The sequence below is a fragment of the Actinophytocola oryzae genome, from assembly GCF_004364325.1.
GTDB classification, from domain to species: domain Bacteria; phylum Actinomycetota; class Actinomycetes; order Mycobacteriales; family Pseudonocardiaceae; genus Actinophytocola; species Actinophytocola oryzae.
The window spans coordinates 587,360-605,374 of sequence record NZ_SOCP01000003.1 but is presented as its reverse complement, the minus strand read 5'-3'; the positions used below and the strand labels follow the sequence as shown (position 1 = coordinate 605,374).

Annotated in this window: 16 protein-coding genes; 14 read left to right on the top strand and 2 right to left on the bottom strand. The window is 71.6% G+C overall.

Annotated elements, in window-relative coordinates:
- The first annotated feature begins 5 nt into the window (after window positions 1-5).
- On the top strand, window positions 6-773 hold the full coding sequence (locus tag CLV71_RS10140; protein WP_133902379.1) for an ESX secretion-associated protein EspG: 768 nt from the start codon (window positions 6-8) through the stop codon (window positions 771-773).
- On the opposite strand, the gene CLV71_RS10135 is transcribed toward CLV71_RS10140, so the two are convergent.
- A complete protein-coding gene (locus CLV71_RS10135) occupies window positions 765-1,529 on the bottom strand; it encodes an alpha/beta fold hydrolase (protein ID WP_133902378.1) in 765 nt (254 codons plus the stop codon). The two genes, CLV71_RS10140 and CLV71_RS10135, sit on opposite strands and share 9 nt — an antisense overlap.
- Before the next feature lie 65 nt (window positions 1,530-1,594).
- Between CLV71_RS10135 and CLV71_RS10130 the strand changes: the two genes are divergently transcribed.
- On the top strand, window positions 1,595-1,966 hold the full coding sequence (locus CLV71_RS10130) for a hypothetical protein (RefSeq protein ID WP_133902377.1): 372 nt from the start codon (window positions 1,595-1,597) through the stop codon (window positions 1,964-1,966).
- A 160-nt stretch (window positions 1,967-2,126) separates the two neighbouring features.
- Here CLV71_RS10130 and CLV71_RS10125 read toward each other — a convergent pair whose 3' ends face one another.
- Window positions 2,127-3,101 carry a S1C family serine protease gene (locus tag CLV71_RS10125; protein WP_279588723.1) on the bottom strand — a complete coding sequence of 325 codons (975 nt, stop codon included), beginning with the start codon at window positions 3,099-3,101 and terminating at the stop codon, window positions 2,127-2,129.
- Between the two features lie 110 nt (window positions 3,102-3,211).
- Here CLV71_RS10125 and CLV71_RS10120 point away from each other — a divergent pair, with 110 nt between their 5' ends.
- The 12 genes from CLV71_RS10120 to CLV71_RS10065 all read left to right on the top strand — a co-directional run bounded on the left by CLV71_RS10120 (window position 3,212) and on the right by CLV71_RS10065 (window position 18,012).
- Window positions 3,212-3,523, top strand: a complete 312-nt coding sequence (locus CLV71_RS10120; protein WP_166664024.1) for an ArsR/SmtB family transcription factor — start codon at window positions 3,212-3,214, stop codon at window positions 3,521-3,523.
- Window positions 3,520-3,996 (top strand): SRPBCC family protein, encoded by a 477-nt coding sequence (locus CLV71_RS10115; RefSeq protein ID WP_133902375.1) that lies wholly within the window; start codon window positions 3,520-3,522, stop codon window positions 3,994-3,996. Before CLV71_RS10120 ends, CLV71_RS10115 begins: the two co-directional genes overlap by 4 nt.
- Before the next feature lie 14 nt (window positions 3,997-4,010).
- The gene (locus CLV71_RS10110; RefSeq protein ID WP_133902374.1) at window positions 4,011-6,113 is read left to right on the top strand and encodes a S9 family peptidase; all 2,103 of its coding nucleotides are present in this window, start codon (window positions 4,011-4,013) and stop codon (window positions 6,111-6,113) included.
- A complete protein-coding gene (locus CLV71_RS10105) occupies window positions 6,110-7,060 on the top strand; it encodes an LLM class F420-dependent oxidoreductase (RefSeq protein WP_133902373.1) in 951 nt (316 codons plus the stop codon). Before CLV71_RS10110 ends, CLV71_RS10105 begins: the two co-directional genes overlap by 4 nt.
- A gap of 82 nt (window positions 7,061-7,142) precedes the next feature.
- Complete coding sequence (locus CLV71_RS10100) at window positions 7,143-8,462, top strand: pyridoxal phosphate-dependent decarboxylase family protein (protein ID WP_133902372.1); 1,320 nt, start codon at window positions 7,143-7,145, stop codon at window positions 8,460-8,462.
- Window positions 8,459-9,727 (top strand): lysine N(6)-hydroxylase/L-ornithine N(5)-oxygenase family protein, encoded by a 1,269-nt coding sequence (locus CLV71_RS10095; protein WP_133902371.1) that lies wholly within the window; start codon window positions 8,459-8,461, stop codon window positions 9,725-9,727. Before CLV71_RS10100 ends, CLV71_RS10095 begins: the two co-directional genes overlap by 4 nt.
- A 10-nt stretch (window positions 9,728-9,737) precedes the next feature.
- The gene (locus tag CLV71_RS10090) at window positions 9,738-11,477 is read left to right on the top strand and encodes an IucA/IucC family protein (RefSeq protein WP_133902370.1); all 1,740 of its coding nucleotides are present in this window, start codon (window positions 9,738-9,740) and stop codon (window positions 11,475-11,477) included.
- Window positions 11,474-12,778: a glutamine synthetase gene (locus CLV71_RS10085; RefSeq protein WP_166664038.1), complete on the top strand. Its 1,305-nt coding sequence runs from the start codon at window positions 11,474-11,476 to the stop codon at window positions 12,776-12,778. The genes CLV71_RS10090 and CLV71_RS10085 overlap by 4 nt, the downstream gene beginning before the upstream one ends.
- A 50-nt stretch (window positions 12,779-12,828) precedes the next feature.
- Window positions 12,829-13,620 (top strand): TIGR03084 family metal-binding protein, encoded by a 792-nt coding sequence (locus CLV71_RS10080; protein ID WP_133902369.1) that lies wholly within the window; start codon window positions 12,829-12,831, stop codon window positions 13,618-13,620.
- Window positions 13,617-15,269, top strand: a complete 1,653-nt coding sequence (locus CLV71_RS10075) for an acyclic terpene utilization AtuA family protein (RefSeq protein ID WP_133902368.1) — start codon at window positions 13,617-13,619, stop codon at window positions 15,267-15,269. Before CLV71_RS10080 ends, CLV71_RS10075 begins: the two co-directional genes overlap by 4 nt.
- Window positions 15,266-16,417, top strand: coding sequence for an acyl-CoA dehydrogenase family protein (locus CLV71_RS10070; RefSeq protein WP_133902367.1), 1,152 nt, complete (start codon window positions 15,266-15,268; stop codon window positions 16,415-16,417). Before CLV71_RS10075 ends, CLV71_RS10070 begins: the two co-directional genes overlap by 4 nt.
- Window positions 16,414-18,012 carry an acyl-CoA carboxylase subunit beta gene (locus CLV71_RS10065; protein ID WP_133902366.1) on the top strand — a complete coding sequence of 533 codons (1,599 nt, stop codon included), beginning with the start codon at window positions 16,414-16,416 and terminating at the stop codon, window positions 18,010-18,012. The genes CLV71_RS10070 and CLV71_RS10065 overlap by 4 nt, the downstream gene beginning before the upstream one ends.
- Window positions 18,013-18,015 lie beyond the last annotated feature (3 nt).

Below are 18,015 nucleotides of genomic sequence, written 5' to 3'. Positions count from 1 at the left end.
TCGGGGTGCTCGAAAGGCCGTTGAAACTGCACGCCGAGCTGCTCGCCCGGCTGGTGCGGATGGAGAACCTCGGCGAGCTGCACGTCACGCTCAAGCCGGAGGCGGTGTGGCGGCCCAAGGCCGACCAGGACCGCATCGAGGTCGAGGCCCGCAAGGAGTTCATGCGGCTCGGCCTGCTGGACGGCCGGGGCAGGCTCGACGTGGAGGTCGCCGCAGCGCTCGCCGTGCTGACCAGGGCGGGTGCGGAGTTCTACGGCTGGGTCAACGAGGGTGAGAAGACCCGGGGTGTGCTCTCGGCCGCGATCGGCCGGGAGGCGCTCCTGGCCGTCCGGGACGGCCAGGAGGTGTCGATCACCCAGATCCGGCCGGAGACGCTGCCGGTGGCGCTGGTCAACAAGACCGCGGACGTGAAGCCGTCCCGCGGCGAGGCCGTCAACGTGCTGCGGTCGGAGATGCTCGCCTCGGCGGGCGGCAGACAGCGCACGGCGGCCGGGGTCGGCATGCGCCCGGCACCGCCCGAGGTGCGGATCGTGCAGCAGATCATGGCGCAGCCGACCACGGGTGGTGGCGAGCTGTTCGTCGCTGTCCGTGACCGCATGGGTCGCCGCAGGGCGGTGCAGGACCCGCTGAGGTACGCCGACACGGAGAACGGCCGCTGGCTCAACTACACGACGACCAGTAGTGACGGCGAGCAACGCATCCTCGTGGCCCCCGCCACACGTGCCGACCTAGCCGCGCGCCTGCAGGAGATGCACCGCAACCTGTCACGCTAGGTGACGGGTGAACCATTCGGTCAGTGCCTCGTCGACCACCCTGGCGGTGGGTCGCTGTGGCGCGCGTTCGAGGCCCGGTTCCTCGGCCAGCGGGTGGCCCAGCCCCGGTACGGTACGCAACTCCGCGTTCGGTGCCGCGTCGGCGAGGGCCCTGGCGTCGGCGCGGAACGGCGGGAGGTCGTGCTCGCCGCTCACCACGAGCAGCGGCATGGCGAGTTCGGCGGCGCGTGCGACGAAGTCCAGCTCGTCGGCCGGCTCGCGGGCGGCCGTTGGCTGTTCGCGGCCGATCACCTCGAAGTAGGTGCGGGCTCTGACCAGCGGGTTGACCAACGCGGCTGCGGCCACCGGCGTCCCGGAGGTCAGCACCCGGAGTGCGACGAGCCCGCCGAGCGAGCCGCCGAGGATCCCGATCGGGCCGTCCGTGACCGGCAGCGTCGCACGCAACGCCGTCAGCGCGGCGGGGAACTCCTCGAGCGCCTGCCGTGTGAGGCCGTCGACGAGGTCGCGGAGCGGGTCGCCGGACGTGAGCGCGACGACCGCGTCCATCGACCCGTCGACCATGCGTGCGCCGCACATCGGCAGGCCGAGGTGCACGCGCCACGCCGGTACCCCGGTCATGGGCAGGGCGGCGGCGAACGCGGCGTCGGTTCGTGGCGCGTCGAGCATGTGCCAGGTCACCACCAGCTGCCCTGCCTCGCCGTTCGCGGGCGGGAGAGCGGTGAACGGCACTCCTGCCGCGACCCCCGATATCGTCATGCCGCACACGCTAGAACGCGATGTCCCACGCGGCAGCCGTTTCCACCACGGGCGAAAGGCATGTCATGGAGACCATCGGGCTGGTGCTGGTGATCGCGGGCCTCGCCGTGCTCGGCGCTGCGGTCGTGGCGTTGCGGGCGCTGCGCCGGGAGCTGGCCGAGACGGAGGCGGCGGCGACCGACCTGGCCGAGCGGATGAACGCCCTGCCGCCCGAGCTGTCCGGGAGCTTCGGCACCGGCGCACGGCACCTCATCACCGTCGAGCTGCTCAACCTGTTCGAGCTGGCGCACCGGGAAAGCGTGTTCACCCGGCCCCTCACCGCGTTGACGCCACGGCTCCTGCGGGACGTCGTGCACCGCAGGCTGGTGACGAAGGTGCGTGAGTCCCTCACCGCGTCCGGTGTCGCGGCCGACGTCCGGTTACACCGTGGCCGCTGAGCTGGTCGTCGTCGCGGCGACCGTCCTGTTGGCGGCGGCCGCCGCACTGCTCCGGGAGATCAACCGGACGCGCAGGCAGGTCCGGCGGGTCCGATGGCTGCTCACCCGAGCGGCCACCGCGGTGGGCGAGGCGCGTCGGGCGAGCGTCCTGGTCGGTGGCTCACAGCTTGTCGATCACCTGCTGGGCCTGGTTGCTCGGGATGGCGAAGCCGATCCCGACGCTGCCCGCTGACCCGTCCGGGCCGGTCACCGGCGAGTACATCGCCGAGTTGATGCCGACGACCTGTCCCGAGGTGTTGAACAGCGGACCGCCGGAGTTGCCCTGGTTGATGGCCGCGTCGGTCTGGAGCGCCTGGTAGGTCGTCGTACCGCTGCCGCTGCTGTCACCGCTGCCGTTCTGCGACTCGTCGCCGAACGGGAAGCCCTGTTCCTGCTGTTGCTGCTGCTCGTCGTCGGAGGACACGGTGACCTTGCGGTCGAGCGCGCTGACGATGCCGGTGGTGACGGTGCCCTGCAGGCCGCCGGGCGAGCCGATGGCGATGACCTCGTCACCGACCTTGACGGTGCTCGAGTCGGCGAAGGTCGCCGCGGTCAGGCCGCTCACGCCCTGCACCTGGATGACCGCGAGGTCACTGGAGGGGTCGGTGCCCGCGACCGTCGCGTCCACCGTGCGCCCGTCGGAAAGGGTCACGGTGACCTTGTCGGCGCCGGAGACGACGTGGTTGTTGGTCAGGATGCGGCCGTCGGAGCTGATGACCACGCCGGAGCCGATGGCCTCGCCGTTCGCCAGCTCGACGTTCACCTGCACGACGCTGGCCATCACCTTCGCGACGATCGCCGACACGTCGGTGCCCTCGGTGCCGGTGCTCGGGCTCGCCGAGGTCGTGGTGGCGGCGGTCGCGGCAGGCTGGCTCGCGCCGTCGCTGCCGACGAAGGCGCCGATCGTCCCACCCAACCCACCCGCGACCAGCGCGGCTGCCGCGATGGCCGCGACCGTGCCGCGCCGGAACCTGCGGGGCGGTCGCTGCTGCGGACTCCCCGGGAACATCTGGGGCCCCGGTGGCACCGGCGGCGGCGGGTAGGGGTTGCCGGGGTAGGTCCACGGTGGGGGCGCCTGCTGCACGTTCTGAGTCATGTCTCCACCGTGCGTCCGGGTCATGAGAGGACCCTGTGAGCCCGCACAGGACTACCAAAGAGTTGCCGGCGACTTGACTGAGAGTCGTGGTAAGTCATAGCTTACCGTTCGTGGTGACTTACCAGCTGGACGCGCTCGGGGCACTCGGCGACCCGACCCGGCGCGCCATCTTCGAGCTGCTCGTCCAGCGCCCGAGGGCGGTCGGCGAGCTGGCGAAGGAGCTGCCGGTGAGCAGGCCCGCCGTGTCGCAGCACCTGAGGGTGCTCAAGGAGGTGGCGCTCGTGACAGGCAGCGCCGAGGGCACCCGCCGGCTCTACCGGGTCGACCCGCGCGGGGTGCACGCCCTGCGCGACTACCTGGACCGACTGTGGGACAACGCACTGACCGCGTTCGCCGCGGCGGTGGAGGAGGAAGACCGATGACACCGACCGGCACACGGGCCCTGTCCGTCACGAAGACCGTCACCGTCGACGCCGGCCGCGAGCGCGCGTTCGCGGTGTTCACCGAGAGGTTCGCCACCTGGTGGCCGAAGAGCCACCACATCGGCGCGGCCGACCTTGCCGACGCGGTCATCGAGCCGAAGGTGGGTGGCCGCTGGTACGAGCGGGGCGTGGACGGGACCGAGTGCGACTGGGGTGTGGTCCTCGCCTACGACCCGCCCGCCCGTGTCGTGCTGTCCTGGCACCTGCAGGGTGACTGGAGCTACGACCCGGACCCCGCGCGCGCCAGCGAGATCGAGGTCACGTTCACGGAAGAGGCCGACGGCTGTACCAGGGTGGAGCTGGTCCACCGGCACATCGAGCGCCACCGGGGGGCCGACGACGTCGTGTCCGGGGTCGACTCGCCGGGCGGCTGGACCGGCATACTTACCGACTACGCAGAGGCTGCCAGCTGAAATAGGGTGCGGGGGTGACCAACGACGACACCTCGTTCCTGCGGCTGCAGGCAAGGACCCAACGGTTCACCCTGGGCACCCCCCGCGGCTTCCAGGTCTCCCCGGACGGCAGGCGCGTGCTGTTCCTGCGCTCGGCCTCCGGGGAGGACCGCCAGCACATCCTGTGGCGCCTCGACGTCGAGACCGGCGAGGAGACCAGGCTCGCCGACCCGGCAGCGCTGCTCGGCGGCCTCGAGGAGCTGTCGGCGGAGGAGCGTGCCAGGAGGGAACGCTCTCGCGAGCAGGGCGGCGGTGTCGTCGGCAACGCGGTCGACGCGGACGTCCGGGTCGCCGCGTTCGCGCTGTCCGGCAAGGTGTTCGTGGCCGACGCCGAGACCGGCGAGGTCCGGGAGCTGCCCACCGCGGTCTCGGTGATCGACCCCAGGCCCGACCCGACCGGCACGCACGTGGCCTACGTGGCGGCCAACGCGCTGCGGGTGGTCGGCGTCGACGGCACCAACGACCGGGTGCTCGCCGAGTCGGACGGCCCGGACCGGGCGGTCGGCGTCGCCGAGTTCATCGCCGCCGAGGAGATGGGCCGCAGCAGGGGGTTCTGGTGGTCGCCGGACGGCACCCGGCTGCTGGTCGCCTTCGTCGACAAGAGCCAGGTCCGCCGGTGGCACATCGCCGACCCGGCCAACCCGGAGGCCGAGCCGAACGTCGTCTCCTACCCGGCGGCGGGCACGGACAACGCGACCGTGCGGCTCGCGGTCCTCGGGCTCGACGGGTCGAAGGTCGACGTCGAGCTCGCCGACGAGTACTTCGTGACGGCGCACTGGAGCTCCCGGGGGAAGCCCCTGATCGCGACCCAGCCGAGGGACCAGCGACGCATGCGGGTGCTGGCGGTCGACGCCGACACCGGCGCGACCGAGGTACTGGCCGAGGACGTGGACGACCGCTGGGTCGAGATCGTCCCCGGCGTGCCCGCGTGGACCGAGGACGGCAGGCTGGTGCGGGTCGCGGTCGCCGACGGCGCGAACCGGCTCGTGGTGGACGGCAAGGAGGTCACCCCGCCGTCGCTGCAGGTCCGGTCGGTGCTGGACGTCGGCGCGGACGTGTTGTTCACCGCGTCCGCCGAGGACCCGACGCAGGTGCACGTGTACCGCTGGGCGGAGGACGGCATCGCCCGGTTGTCCACTGTGGACGGTGTGCACGGCGCGGCGCGGGGCGGGGACGTCACCGTGCTCTCGTCGTGGTCGCTGGAGCACGCGGGCCCCAGGGTCGTCGTGCTGCGTGGGACGGAACAGGTCGCGACGGTCGGCTCGTTCGCCGTCGAGCCGCCGCTCGTGCCGAACCTGCGGCTGATGACGGTCGGTTCCCGGGGGCTGCGGGTCGCGCTGCTGTACCCGACCGGACACCGGCCGGGCACGAGGCTGCCGGTGCTGCTCGACCCCTACGGCGGCCCGCACGCGCAGCGCGTGATGTCGAGCCGCAACGCCTTCGTCGGCCCACAGTGGTTGGCGGACCAGGGTTTCGCGGTGCTCGTCGCCGACGGCCGCGGCACCCCGGGCCGCGGCGCCGAGTGGGAGCGGGAGATCGCGTTCGACCTCGCGGGCGTCACCCTGGCCGACCAGGTCGACGCGCTGCACGCGGTGGCCGCCGAGCACCCCGACCTCGACCTGTCGGCCGTGGCCATCCGGGGCTGGTCCTACGGCGGGTACCTGTCCGCGCTCGCGGTGCTGCGCCGCCCGGACGTCTTCCACGCCGCGATCGCGGGCGCGCCCGTCACCGAGTGGCGCCTCTACGACACCCACTACACCGAGCGCTACCTCGGCCATCCCGACGACAACAAGGACGTCTACGACCGGAACTCGCTGATCGACGACGCGCCGAAGCTCGAGCGGCCGCTCCTGATCATCCACGGCCTCGCCGACGACAACGTCGTGGTGGCCCACTCCGTGCGGCTGTCGTCGGCCATGGTCGCGGCGGGCAGGCCGCACTCGCTGCTGCCGCTGCCCGGCGTCACCCACCTGACCCCGCAGGACGACGAGGTGGCGGAGAACTTCATGCTGATGCAGGTCCGCTGGCTGCGCGACGCACTGGGTGTCGCGAACGAGGCTGTCGAGGAGACGTCATGAACCGCTGGGGCATCACCCTGCCGCTCACCGGTGTGCCGATGGCCACGCAGCGCGACCTGGTCCGGTCGCTGCCGGACCTCGGCTACACCGATGTGTGGTCGGCCGAGACAGCGGGTTCCGACGCCTTCACCCCGCTGGCCCTCGTGGCCGAGTGGGCGCCTGGCCTGCGGCTCGGGACCGCGATCGTGCCGATCTACACGCGTGGCCCCGGCCTGCTCGCGATGCAGGCGGCGGCCATCGCGGAGCTGGCGCCGGGCCGGTTCGTGTTCGGCATCGGCACGTCGACGCCGACGATCGTCACCCAGTGGAACTCCGTCCCGTTCGAGAAGCCCTACGCGCGGGCCCGCGACACCATCCGGTTCCTGCGTGCGGCGCTGCGCGGCGACAAGGTCACCGAGACCTACGAGACGTTCTCGGTGTCCAAGTTCCGCCTCGAGCGCACGCCGACCCCGCCGCCGCCGATCGTCCTCGCCGCACTGCGGCCCGGCATGCTGCACCTCGCGGCGCGGGAGGCCGACGGCGCGATCACCAACTGGCTCGCGCCGGGCGATGTACCGAAGGTGCGGAGCGAGATCAGTGCGGAGTCCGAGCTCATCGCCAGGATCTTCGTCTGCCCGACGGAGGACGCCGACGCGGCGCGGAACCTCGGCAGGCTGCTGATCTCCAGCTACCTGACGGTGCCGGTCTACGCGGCGTTCCACGAGTGGCTCGGCCGCGGCGACGCCCTGGCACCCATGCACGAGGCGTGGGCGGCGGGCGACCGCGCGGGCGCCAACGCGGCCATCCCCGACGAGGTGGTCGACGACCTGATCGTGCACGGCCCGGTCGAGAAGTGCCGGGAACGGGTCGCGGAGTACGTGGCGCAGGGTCTGGACACCCCGGTGATGGCGCTGCTCCCGACCGGCGACGACCCGGCGGAGATGGTGCGCAGACTCGCCCCGAGCTAGCTTCGAGGTCGGCCGGGACACCGGTCGGGGCAGGCCAACAGTATTGTGCTGTTCAAGTTAGGTTGGCCTAAGAAGGAGTCCCATGCAGGTCTCGATGCTTGCCGGCGGGGTGGCCGGCACCAAGCCGGTGCGGGAGCTGGTCACCGTGGCGCTCGACGCCATGGCCGCTGCCGTGCCTGCGGGTCCGGTGCCCCGCGGTGGTCCCGCCGCCGTCGTGGCGGCGGACCTCGACCTGCTGCCCGACGTGGGGATCGGCGAGGTGCCCGCGCTCGACCAGCTGAGCAGGCTGCTGGTCGCCGGCTCGGTCGACCCGACCCACCCGTGGTGCGCCGCGCACCTGCACGGGCCGCCGCTCGCCGTGGCGGCGGCGGCCGACCTCGTCGCGAGCATCCTCAACCCCTCCATGGACTCCTGGGACCAGGCACCGAGCGCGAGCGAGCTGGAGCGTGTCCTCACCCGGGCGCTGGCGCGGCTCGTCGGCCACGACGACGCGCTGATCACCAGCGGAGGCACCGAGTCCAACCTGCTGGGCTTGCTCATGGCGCGGGAGCGCTTCGGGTGGGTCCAGCCCGTGTGCGGCCGCACCGCACACCACAGTGTCGCCCGCGCCGCGTGGCTGCTCGGCCTGCCCGAGCCGCTGCTCGTCGACTGCGAGGACGGCCGGTTGCGGGTCGACCACCTCACGGAACTCCTCGCCGGACTGGACGGACCGGCCGTGGTCGTGGCCACGGCGGGCACCACCGACACCGGCGCGGTCGACCCGATCGCGCGAATCCGGGCCGCCGCACCGGACGCGTGGCTGCACGTGGACGCCGCCTACGGTGGCGCGGTCCTGTTCAGCGACCGGCTCGCGCCACTGCTCGACGGCGTCGCCGACGCCGACTCCGTCGGCATGGACCTGCACAAGTTCGGCTGGCAGCCGATCGCGGCAGGCGTGTTCACGTCGCGACGGCCGCTGTCGGCCCTCGACGTCACCGCCGACTACCTCAACGCGGCGGACGACACCGAGGCCGGACTTCCCGACCTGCTGGGGAGATCTCTGCGCACGTCCCGCCGTCCGGACGCGTTCAAGATCGCCGTGACACTGCGTGCATTGGGGCGTCAGGGGATCGGTCTGCTCGTCGAGCAGTGCTGCGCCGCGGCGGCAGGCGTCGCCGACCTCGTCGACGCGCATCCCGGCCTCACGCTCTGGGCACGACCCGAACTGTCCACCGTGGTCTTCCGGCCTGTCGGCGCCGATGACGCCGAGGTGGCGGCGATCCGCCGCGAGCTGCTCGACGACGGCACCGCCGTGCTCGGCCGCGCGGCGGTCGACGGACGGTTGTGGCTGAAGCTCACCCTGCTGCGCCCCGGCGCGACCGCCCCGGAGTACGCCGACCTGCTCGACCTGGTCGCGTCGTGACCAACGCTGCTCCGCACGACCTCGTCGGGGTCGGCATCGGCCCGGCCAACCTCTCCCTCGCGGCGCTCGCCGACCCCCTCGACGGCTTACACGTCGCGTTCTTCGAACAGGAGAGCGCTTTCCGCTGGCATCCCGGGCTCATGATCGACGGCGCGTTCCTCCAGGTGCCGTTCCTCGCCGACCTCGTGTCCCTCGTGGACCCGACGAGCCAGCTGTCGTTCCTGTCCTACCTGCGTGCCCACGAGCGGCTGTACCCGTTCTACTTCGCGGAGAAGTTCCACATCCCGAGGACGGAGTACGCCGACTACTGCGCCTGGGTGAGCCGCAGGCTGGCGAGCCTGCGCTTCGACCAGCAGGTCCGCACGATCCGCTGGTCCACTGTGGACGACGCGTTCGAGCTGGACGTCAACCCGGTCGGCAGGGTCCTCGCCCGCAACGTCGTCATCGGCATCGGCACCGAGCCGAAGACACCGGCGCCGCTGAGGGGTGTCGCCGTGCACTCCGCCGACTACCTGCCGGAGCGGGACCGGCTCGTGGCCACGAACGACGTGACGGTGGTCGGCTCAGGTCAGTCCGGCGCCGAGGTGTTCCTGGACCTGTTGCGTGCCAGGGGTTCGGGGCAGGGCACGCTGCGCTGGCTCACCCGAACACCCGCGTTCGCGCCGATGGAGTACTCGAAGCTCGGGCTCGAGCAGTTCACACCCGACTACACGAGGTTCTTCCACGGCCTCGACGAACCGGTCCGCGACCGGCTCGTGCCCGCGCAGTGGCAGCTGTACAAGGCGATCAGCGCCGAGACGATCGCCGAGATCTACGACGAGCTGTACCGGCGCACGGTCGGCGGCGGCTGGCCGGACGTCGTGCTGGCCCCGGCCGTCGAGGTGGTCGGCGCGACGACCGGGGAACGGGGGATCGAGCTGTCGCTGCGGCACGTGCAGCAGGGCGGCCAGACGACCGTCACCACGGATGCCGTCCTGTGCGCGACCGGTTACCAGGAAAGGGATCTCGGTGACCTGATCGGTCCACTGGGGACGGATCTGGAACGGGACGAGGCAGGCAGGCTGGTCGTCGACGCCGACTACCGGGTCGGCACGTCGCGGAGCGGCTCGCTGTACGTCCAGAACGCCGAGCGGCACACCCACGGGGTCGGCGCGCCAGATCTGGGCCTGATCGCCTGGCGTGCCGCGACGATCCTGAACTCGGTGTGCGGCAAGACGGTCTACCCGCTGCCGGAGCGGACCGCGTTCACGACCTTCGGACTGTAGAGGGGACAGCATGGGAACGGCATGGCGGCACGCCGGTGCCTTGATCACCCACAAGATGCTCGGCGAGCTGAGCTACGAGGGAATGCTCCAGCCTGTCGTGCAGGGGGACGGGTACTTACTCTCGTTACCCGGCGGCGTGTCCTACCGGTTCCGGGCGCGGCGGGGTGCGTTCGAGTCGTGGCACGTCGAACCCGACAGCGCCAGGCGTGACGGCGAGCCGGCGTGGGATCCGCGCACCCTCGTCGTCGACGCGCGGGAAAGCCTTGGCCTGACCGGGTTGCGGCTCGCGGACGTGCTGGCCGAGCTGACCGCGACGGTCACCAACGAGGCCGCCAGGCTCGCCGCGGCACCCACCGCGACCGAGCTGGTCGCGATGGACTACGACCAGGCCGACGGCCACCTGACCGGACATCCCCGCCTGGTGCTGAACAAGGGCCGCGTCGGCTTCTCCGCCCGCGACCGCGACGCGTACGCACCCGAGGCACACAGCACCTTCCCGGTCAGGTGGTTCGCGGTACACCGTGACTTCGCCGAGTTCCGCTGCGTCGACGGGCTGAGCCGCGACCGGCTCCTGGACGAGGAACTCGGCGACCGTCTGGCGGACTTTCGTGCCGCACTGGCCAATCCCGACGACTTCGTGCTGGTCCCGGTGCACCCGTGGCAGGCAGACGAGATCCTCGGCACGCTCTACGCGGGGGAACTGGCCGAGGGCACGGTGGTCCCGCTCGGTGAGAGCGACGACCACTACGTGCCGCACCAGACCATCCGCACCCTGGCCAACGTGAGCCACCCGACGCGGCGTGACGTGAAGACCGCCGTGTCGGTCCGCAACACGTTGGTGTACCGGGGACTGGCCGAGGCGGCGACGCTCGCCGCGCCTGCCGTCACCACCTGGCTGCGGGCGGTCAGCGCCGCCGATCCGCTGCTGGACAAGGAGTACCGGTTCGAGCTGCTCGGCGAGGTCGCGAGCGTCTCGGTGAAGCACCCGCTGTTCGGCAGGCTGCCGGAGCTGCCCTACCGGTTCCACGAGACGCTCGGCGCGCTGTGGCGCGAGCCGCTGCGCACCCGTGTCGGGCCGGGGGAGCGGGCGCTCTCGTTCGCCGCGCTGCCCTACCGGGGCCCGGACGGCGAGGCGGTGATCACCCGGCTGATCCGCGAGTCCGGTGTGGACACCGGGGAGTGGCTCGCGGCCTGGCTCGACCTGTTCCTCACCCCGTTGCTGCACTGGCTGCTGCGCTACGGCGTCGGCTTCTGCCCGCACGGCCAGAACCTGATCCTCGTCACCGACGAGCGCGGGCTGCCGCTGCGCGTCGCGATCAAGGACTTCGCGCAGGGCGTCGACCTGATGGACGAGGACTTCCCCGAGTACGCCACGCTCGCGCCGGAGGCGAACGCGGACATGCTGCGGTGGGCGCCGCACCTGCTCGCGCAGTCGCTGTTCAGCTCGGTGTTCGCGGGCCAGCTCCGGTTCCTCGCCGAGGTCCTGCTCGATGACCTCGACCACCCGCGTGCCGCGCTGTGGGACCAGGTCAGGGAGATCGTGCGCCGCTACCGCGACGAGCACCCGGAGAGCGCCGCGCGGTTCGACGCGTGCCGGCTGTTCGCGCCGGACGTCGAGCGCGTCACGCTCAACCGGGAACACCTGGCGGGCCAGGGCTTCGACAAGGTCGAGCGCGACGACGAGTTCGACGTCCGCTTCGGCCGCGCCATCAACCCCCTCGCCGCACCGGACTCGGACGGCAGGTGGTGATCGTCCACACCAGACCACGCGGCCCGCGCACGCTCGCCGCCCGCGCGGAGGCCGCGGTCAACCTCGCCGCGGAGCTGCGGTCACAGATCCACAGCGGCGGCGTGCGTGCCGTGACCCTCCTGGTGCCCGACCCGCACGCCCGCTTCGCCGCGGTGTCGGTCGGGGCGCGGTTCTTCGCCGACACGGTCCTGTCCGACGGCTACGGCCTCTGCACCTACGCGTTCGCCTGGAACCCCGAGCGCGAGGCGGTCGACGCACCCGTGTTCGGCCCCTACACCGGGCCCTACGGCGACCTGCGGCTCCGGCCGGACCTCGCCACGCTGGCCCCGGACGCCGACGGCACCTGGTTCGTGGTGTGCGACGCCGAGTGGCCGGACGGCCGGGCCGTCGACATCGCGCCCAGGACGGTGCTGCGCAGGCAGGTGGAGGCGGCCGAGCGGCTCGGCCTGGTGCCATCGATCGGCCTCGAGCACGAGGTCACGTTCACCCGGGAGGACGGCACCCCGGTGACCCGGAGTGGCCTCGACTACGCCGTGGGCGGCCTCGACCCGCTGCGCCCGCTGCTCGACGCGATCCGGGCCGCGGTCGACGGGCTCGACGTCGAGTCGGTGCGTGGCGAGTGCCATCCGGGGCAGGCGGAGCTGGTGCTCGGCCACCGGGACGCCCTCGCCGCCTGCGACGACGCGATGCTGCAACAGTTGGTCGTGCGACGCACGGCCGCGAGCCACGGCGTGGTGGCCGGCTACCTCGCGGCCGAGCGGCCCGGCGAGGGCAGCTCGTGCCACGTGCACGTCTCGCTGTCCACCCAGGACGGTCCGTGGACCGCCACGCAGCTGGAGCACTTCGTCGCGGGCGTGATGCGTGCGGCACCGGGCCTCACCCCGTTCTGGGCGCCGACCTGGAACTCCTACGTTCGGCTGCGCACGGCGCCCTTCTCGCCCCGGGTGGTCCGGTGGGGTGTCGACGACCGGACGGCGGCGGTCCGCGTGGCCGGGACGGGCAGCTCGACGCGTGCCGAGGTCCGGTTCGCCGGTGCGGACGCGCAGCCACACCTGGTCGTCGCGGCGGTCCTCGCGGCGGGCCGGTGGGGCATCGAGTCGGGCCTCACCCCGCCAGAGCCGACCGTGCTGCCCACCACACCGTGGGAGGCGCGGCAGGCTCTGGCCGAGTCTGACCTCGCCAGGGAGCTGCTCGGCGAGGAGGTCGTGAACGCCCAGCTCGCGCACCTCGACGAGGAGATCTCGGCGGGCTGCGACGCCGTGACGGACTGGCAGCGGAGGCGTGGCGGGCTGCGCCAGTGACAAAAACAAGCATGCTTGCTTGATTGCGTCGTGCGTGCGAGGGTGAGCACGTGGTTGAGCTGACTCCTCTTGTGGCGGATCTGCGTGCGGAGGGTGACGAGATCGACGCCCTGGTCCGGGACCTTCCCCCGGACGGATGGTCGCGTCCGACACCGGCAGTGGGCTGGACAATCACCCACCAGATCGCGCACCTGGCGTGGACGGACGAACGCGCGCTGCTCTCGGCGACCGATCCGGACGGGTTCAAGGCCGAGATGGCGAGCTACATCGCCGAGGACAACCTGGACTCGATCGTCGACAGGGAGTCCGCGCGGGTCGCCGACCAGACGCACCTGCTGGACTGGTGGCGCTCCGCCCGCGACAAGCTGGCGACGACACTGCTCGACCTGCCGCCCGGCACGAAGTTGCCGTGGTACGGACCGCCGATGTCCGTGGCGTCGATGGTCACCGCGCGGCTGATGGAAACGTGGGCCCACGGCCAGGACGTCGCGGACGCGCTCGGCGTCGTCCGCACCCCGACCGCCCGGCTGCGGCACGTCGCCCACATCGGGGTGCGGACGAGGAACTTCGCGTTCCTGACGAGGGGCAGGCAGGCGCCCGAGGAGGAGTTCCGCATCGAGCTGCTCGGCCCGGACGGCGAGCTGTGGACGTGGGGACCGGAGGGCGCGACGCAGCGGGTCACGGGCACCGCACACGAGTTCTGCCTGCTGGTCACCCAACGGGTGCACCGCGCCGACACCGCACTGGTCGCGGTCGGCGAGGACGCCAACGAGTGGCTGACCATCGCTCAGGCGTTCGCCGGTCCCCCCGGACCAGGCAGGGAGATGGGCAGCCGAGGATGACGGTGCGGATCGGGAACTCGTCCGGTTTCTACGGGGACCGGCTCTCCGCCATGCGGCAGATGCTCACCGGGGGTCCGCTCGACTACCTCACCGGCGACTACCTGGCCGAGCTGACCATGCTGATCCTCGGGCGCGACAAGCTGAAGGACGCGAGCCGCGGCTACGCCCGCACGTTCCTCCGCCAGCTGGAGGACACGCTCGACCTTGCGCTGGAGAAGGGCGTCAGGATCGTCACCAACGCGGGTGGGCTCAACCCCGCGGGCCTCGCCGATGCCATCCGCGCGCTGAACCCGAACGTGAAGGTCGCCCACGTCGAGGGAGACGACCTCCTGGAACAGGGTTTCGACGGCGCGCTCACCGCGAACGCCTACCTCGGTTGCTGGGGCATCGTCGAGTGCCTGAACGCGGGCGCCGACGTCGTGGTCACCGGGCGGGTCACCGACGCCTCCCTCGTCGTCGGTCCGGCAGCGGCGCATTTCGGCTGGGGCCCGACCGACTTCGACGCGCTCGCCGGGGCGACCGTCGCGGGGCACGTCATCGAGTGCGGCACCCAGGCCACAGGCGGCAACTTCGCCTTCTTCACGGAGATCCCGGACCTCGGCCACCCCGGCTTCCCGATCGCGGAGATCGACGCGGACGGCTCGGCCGTGATCACCAAGCACGACGGCACGGGCGGCGCGGTCACCGTCGACACCGTGAAGGCCCAGCTCCTCTACGAGATCGGCGGTCCGCGGTACCTCGGCCCGGACGTGACCAGCCGGTTCGACACGATCACCCTGACGCAGCAGGACAAGGACCGGGTCGCGGTGAGCGGGGTGAGGGGCGAGGCCCCGCCGGACACGCTCAAGGTCTGCGTGAACACCCTCGACGGGTTCCGCAACAGCATGACGTTCGTCCTTTGTGGACTGGATATCGACGCGAAGGCGGCCCTGGCGAAGCGACAGCTGGCGGACGCCGTCGGCGCGGACGGTCTGGAGTGGACACTGGCCCGCACCGACCACCCCGACGCGGACACCGAGGAGACCGCGAGCGCGCTCCTGCACGCCGCGATCCGCACCCCGGATCCCAAGCGGGCCAAGGCGTTCTCGCGAGCGGCTGTCGAGCTGGCCCTCGCCTCCTACCCCGGCTTCACGGTCACCGCCCCACCCGGGGAAGGCACCCCGGTCGGCGTCTACCGTGCCAGGTACGTGCCGCAGGAGGCCGTGCTCCACGCCGCCGTCCTGCCCGACGGGACAAGGAAGATGGTCGACTCGCCACCCGTGACCGCCGTCCCGCCGGAGACACCCGCCGCAGAGGCGGAGCCGGTCTCCAGTGCGAAGACGCGGCGCGTCCCGCTCGGGACGATCGTCGGCGCACGCTCCGGCGACAAGGGCGGCGACGCGAACCTCGGTGTGTGGGTCCGCGACTCGGCCGCCTACGCGTGGCTCGCGGGCGAGCTGTCCGTCGACCGCCTCCGGGAGCTGTTGCCGGAGGCCAAGGACCTCGACATCGAGCGGCACCCGCTGCCCAACCTTCTCGCGGTCAACTTCGTCCTCCACGGCCTGCTCGGACAGGGGGTCGCCGCGTCGACCCGGTTCGACCCGCAGGCCAAGTCCCTCGGCGAGTGGCTGCGGTCGCGCCTCGTGGACATCCCCGAGGCGCTGCTGTGACAGATCCATTCAGGACACCCGAGCGGCAGGCGCTCCGTGAGACGACACGGCGCTTTGTCGAGAAAGAGGTAAACCCACACCTCGACGAGTGGGAACGTGCCGGCGAGCTTCCGCGTGAACTGCACCGGAAGGCGGGCGAGCTGGGGCTGCTCGGCGTCGCCTTCCCGGAGAGCGCGGGTGGCGGTGGCGGCGACCTCGTCGACGCGACGACCGTCACCGAGGAGATCCACTACGCCGGCGGCTCGGGCGGTCTCGTGGCTTCCCTGTTCACGTCCGGGATCGCGTTGCCGCACATCGTGACCGCGGGCGACCCGGAACACCTCGAACGGTGGGTGAAGCCCACGCTCGCCGGCGAGAAGATCGGCTCGCTGGCCGTCACCGAGCCCGACGGCGGCTCGGACGTGGCGAACCTCCGCACCACGGCGAGGCGTGAGGGTGACTACTACCTCGTCAACGGTGCCAAGACCTTCATCACCTCGGGCTGCCGCGCCGACTTCGTCACCACGGTCGTCCGCACCGGTGGCCCTGGGGCGCACGGGCTGTCGCTGCTGGTCGTCGAGCAGGGCACGCCCGGCTTCACCGTCACCCGCAAGCTCGACAAGATGGGGTGGCACTGCTCGGACACGGCCGAGCTGTCCTATGTGGATGTCCGGGTGCCCGCGGCGAACCTGGTCGGTGCGGAGGGTACCGGGTTCGCCCAGGTGGCCACCCACTTCGTCACCGAACGGCTCGCGCTTGCCGTGCAGGGGTACGCCACCGCGCAACGCGCACTGGACCTGACCGTCGAGTGGTGCCGCCTACGTGAGACGTTCGGCCGCCCGCTGATCTCCCGGCAGGTGGTGCAGCACAAGCTCACCGAGATGACCCGCCGGGTCGACGTCGCCCGCACCTATGCGCGGAGTGTCGCGGTCCGGCACCTGGCAGGGGAGCCGGTGGTCGCCGAGGCCTGCTTCGCGAAGAACACGGCCGTCGAGACCGCCGAGTGGGTGGTCAGCGAGGCGGTCCAGCTGCACGGCGGCCTGGGCTACATGAGAGAGTCCGAAGTGGAACGTCACTACCGGGACGTGCGCATCCTGGGTATCGGCGGCGGCACCAACGAGATCCTCACCGGACTGGCGGCAAAAGTGCTGGGATACCACGCCTCATGACAACGATCAGGTCCACCGTCGATCCGAAGTCGGCAGGCTTCGCGGTCAACCGCGACGCGATGCTCGCGAAGCTCGTCGAGATCGACGCCGAGCACGCGAAGGCCGTCGCGGGCGGTGGTGAGAAGTACGTCGAGCGGCACCGCAGGCGCGGCAAGCTCCTGATCCGCGAACGGATCGAGCTGCTGCTCGACCCCGACTCGCCGTTCCTGGAGCTGTCGCCACTCGCCGCGTGGGGCAGCGACTACGCGGTCGGCGCCAGCGTGGTCACCGGCATCGGCGTCATCGAGGGCGTCGAGTGCCTGGTCAGCGGCAGCGACCCCACCGTCAAGGGTGGCTCCAGCAACCCCTGGAGCACCAGGAAGAGCTTCCGTGCCGCGGACATCGCCGCGCAGAACCGGCTGCCGGTGGTGAACCTCGTCGAGTCGGGCGGTGCGGATCTCCCGACGCAGAAGGAGATCTTCATCCCGGGTGGCCGGATCTTCCGCGACCTCACGAGGGCCTCCTCGGCGGGCTGCCCGACCGTAGCGCTGGTGTTCGGCAACTCCACGGCAGGCGGCGCGTACCTCCCCGGCATGTCCGACTACGTGGTCATGGTCGAGAACCGCGCGAAGGTGTTCCTCGGCGGCCCGCCGCTCGTGAAGATGGCGACGGGTGAGGAGTCCGACGACGAGTCGCTCGGTGGCGCGGAGATGCACGCCCGCACCTCGGGTCTCGCCGACTACCTCGCCGCCGACGAGGAGGACGCCATCCGGATCGGCAGGCGGATCATCGCGCGGCTCAACTGGCGCAAGCTCGGCCCCGAACCGGCGCGGGACTACGGCGAACCCCTCTACGACGCCGAGGAACTGCTCGGCATCGTGCCGACCGACCTCAAGGTGCCGTTCGACCCGAGGGACGTCATCGCCCGCGTGGTCGACGACTCGGACTTCGACGAGTTCAAACCGCTGTACGGCACCAGCCTCGTGACCGGGTGGGCGCGGGTCCACGGCTACCCGGTCGGCATCCTCGCCAACGCGCGGGGGGTGCTGTTCAGCGAGGAGTCGCAGAAGGCCGCCCAGTTCATCCAGCTGGCCAACCAGATCGACACGCCGCTGCTGTTCCTGCACAACACGACCGGCTACATGGTCGGCAAGGAGTACGAGCAGGGCGGCATCATCAAGCACGGCGCCATGATGATCAACGCGGTGTCGAACTCGAAGGTGCCGCACGTCTCGATCCTCATGGGCGCCTCCTACGGCGCCGGGCACTACGGCATGTGCGGCCGGGCCTACGACCCGCGCTTCCTGTTCGCCTGGCCCAGCGCCAAGTCTGCGGTCATGGGGCCGCAGCAGCTCGCGGGCGTGCTGTCCATGGTGGCGAGACAGGCCGCGGCGGGCCGTGGCCAGGAGTACAACGAGGAGCACGACGCCGCGATGCGGACCATGGTGGAGAACCAGATCGAGGCGGAGTCGCTACCGATGTTCCTGTCCGGCATGCTCTACGACGACGGCATCATCGACCCGCGCGACACCCGCACGGTGCTGGGGATCTGCCTCTCGACCATCCACAACGGACCGATCAGGGGCGCCGACGGCTTCGGCGTCTTCCGGATGTGACGG

Coding starts and splice junctions, on each gene's coding strand:
- CLV71_RS10135 (WP_133902378.1), bottom strand. CDS start 1,529: ATGACGATATCGGGGGTCGCGGCAGGAGTGCCGTTCACCGCTCTCCCG.
- CLV71_RS10125 (WP_279588723.1), bottom strand. CDS start 3,101: ATGACTCAGAACGTGCAGCAGGCGCCCCCACCGTGGACCTACCCCGGC.
- CLV71_RS10065 (WP_133902366.1), top strand. CDS start 16,414: ATGACAACGATCAGGTCCACCGTCGATCCGAAGTCGGCAGGCTTCGCG.
- CLV71_RS10115 (WP_133902375.1), top strand. CDS start 3,520: ATGACACCGACCGGCACACGGGCCCTGTCCGTCACGAAGACCGTCACC.
- CLV71_RS10105 (WP_133902373.1), top strand. CDS start 6,110: ATGAACCGCTGGGGCATCACCCTGCCGCTCACCGGTGTGCCGATGGCC.
- CLV71_RS10090 (WP_133902370.1), top strand. CDS start 9,738: ATGGGAACGGCATGGCGGCACGCCGGTGCCTTGATCACCCACAAGATG.
- CLV71_RS10130 (WP_133902377.1), top strand. CDS start 1,595: ATGGAGACCATCGGGCTGGTGCTGGTGATCGCGGGCCTCGCCGTGCTC.
- CLV71_RS10075 (WP_133902368.1), top strand. CDS start 13,617: ATGACGGTGCGGATCGGGAACTCGTCCGGTTTCTACGGGGACCGGCTC.
- CLV71_RS10100 (WP_133902372.1), top strand. CDS start 7,143: ATGCAGGTCTCGATGCTTGCCGGCGGGGTGGCCGGCACCAAGCCGGTG.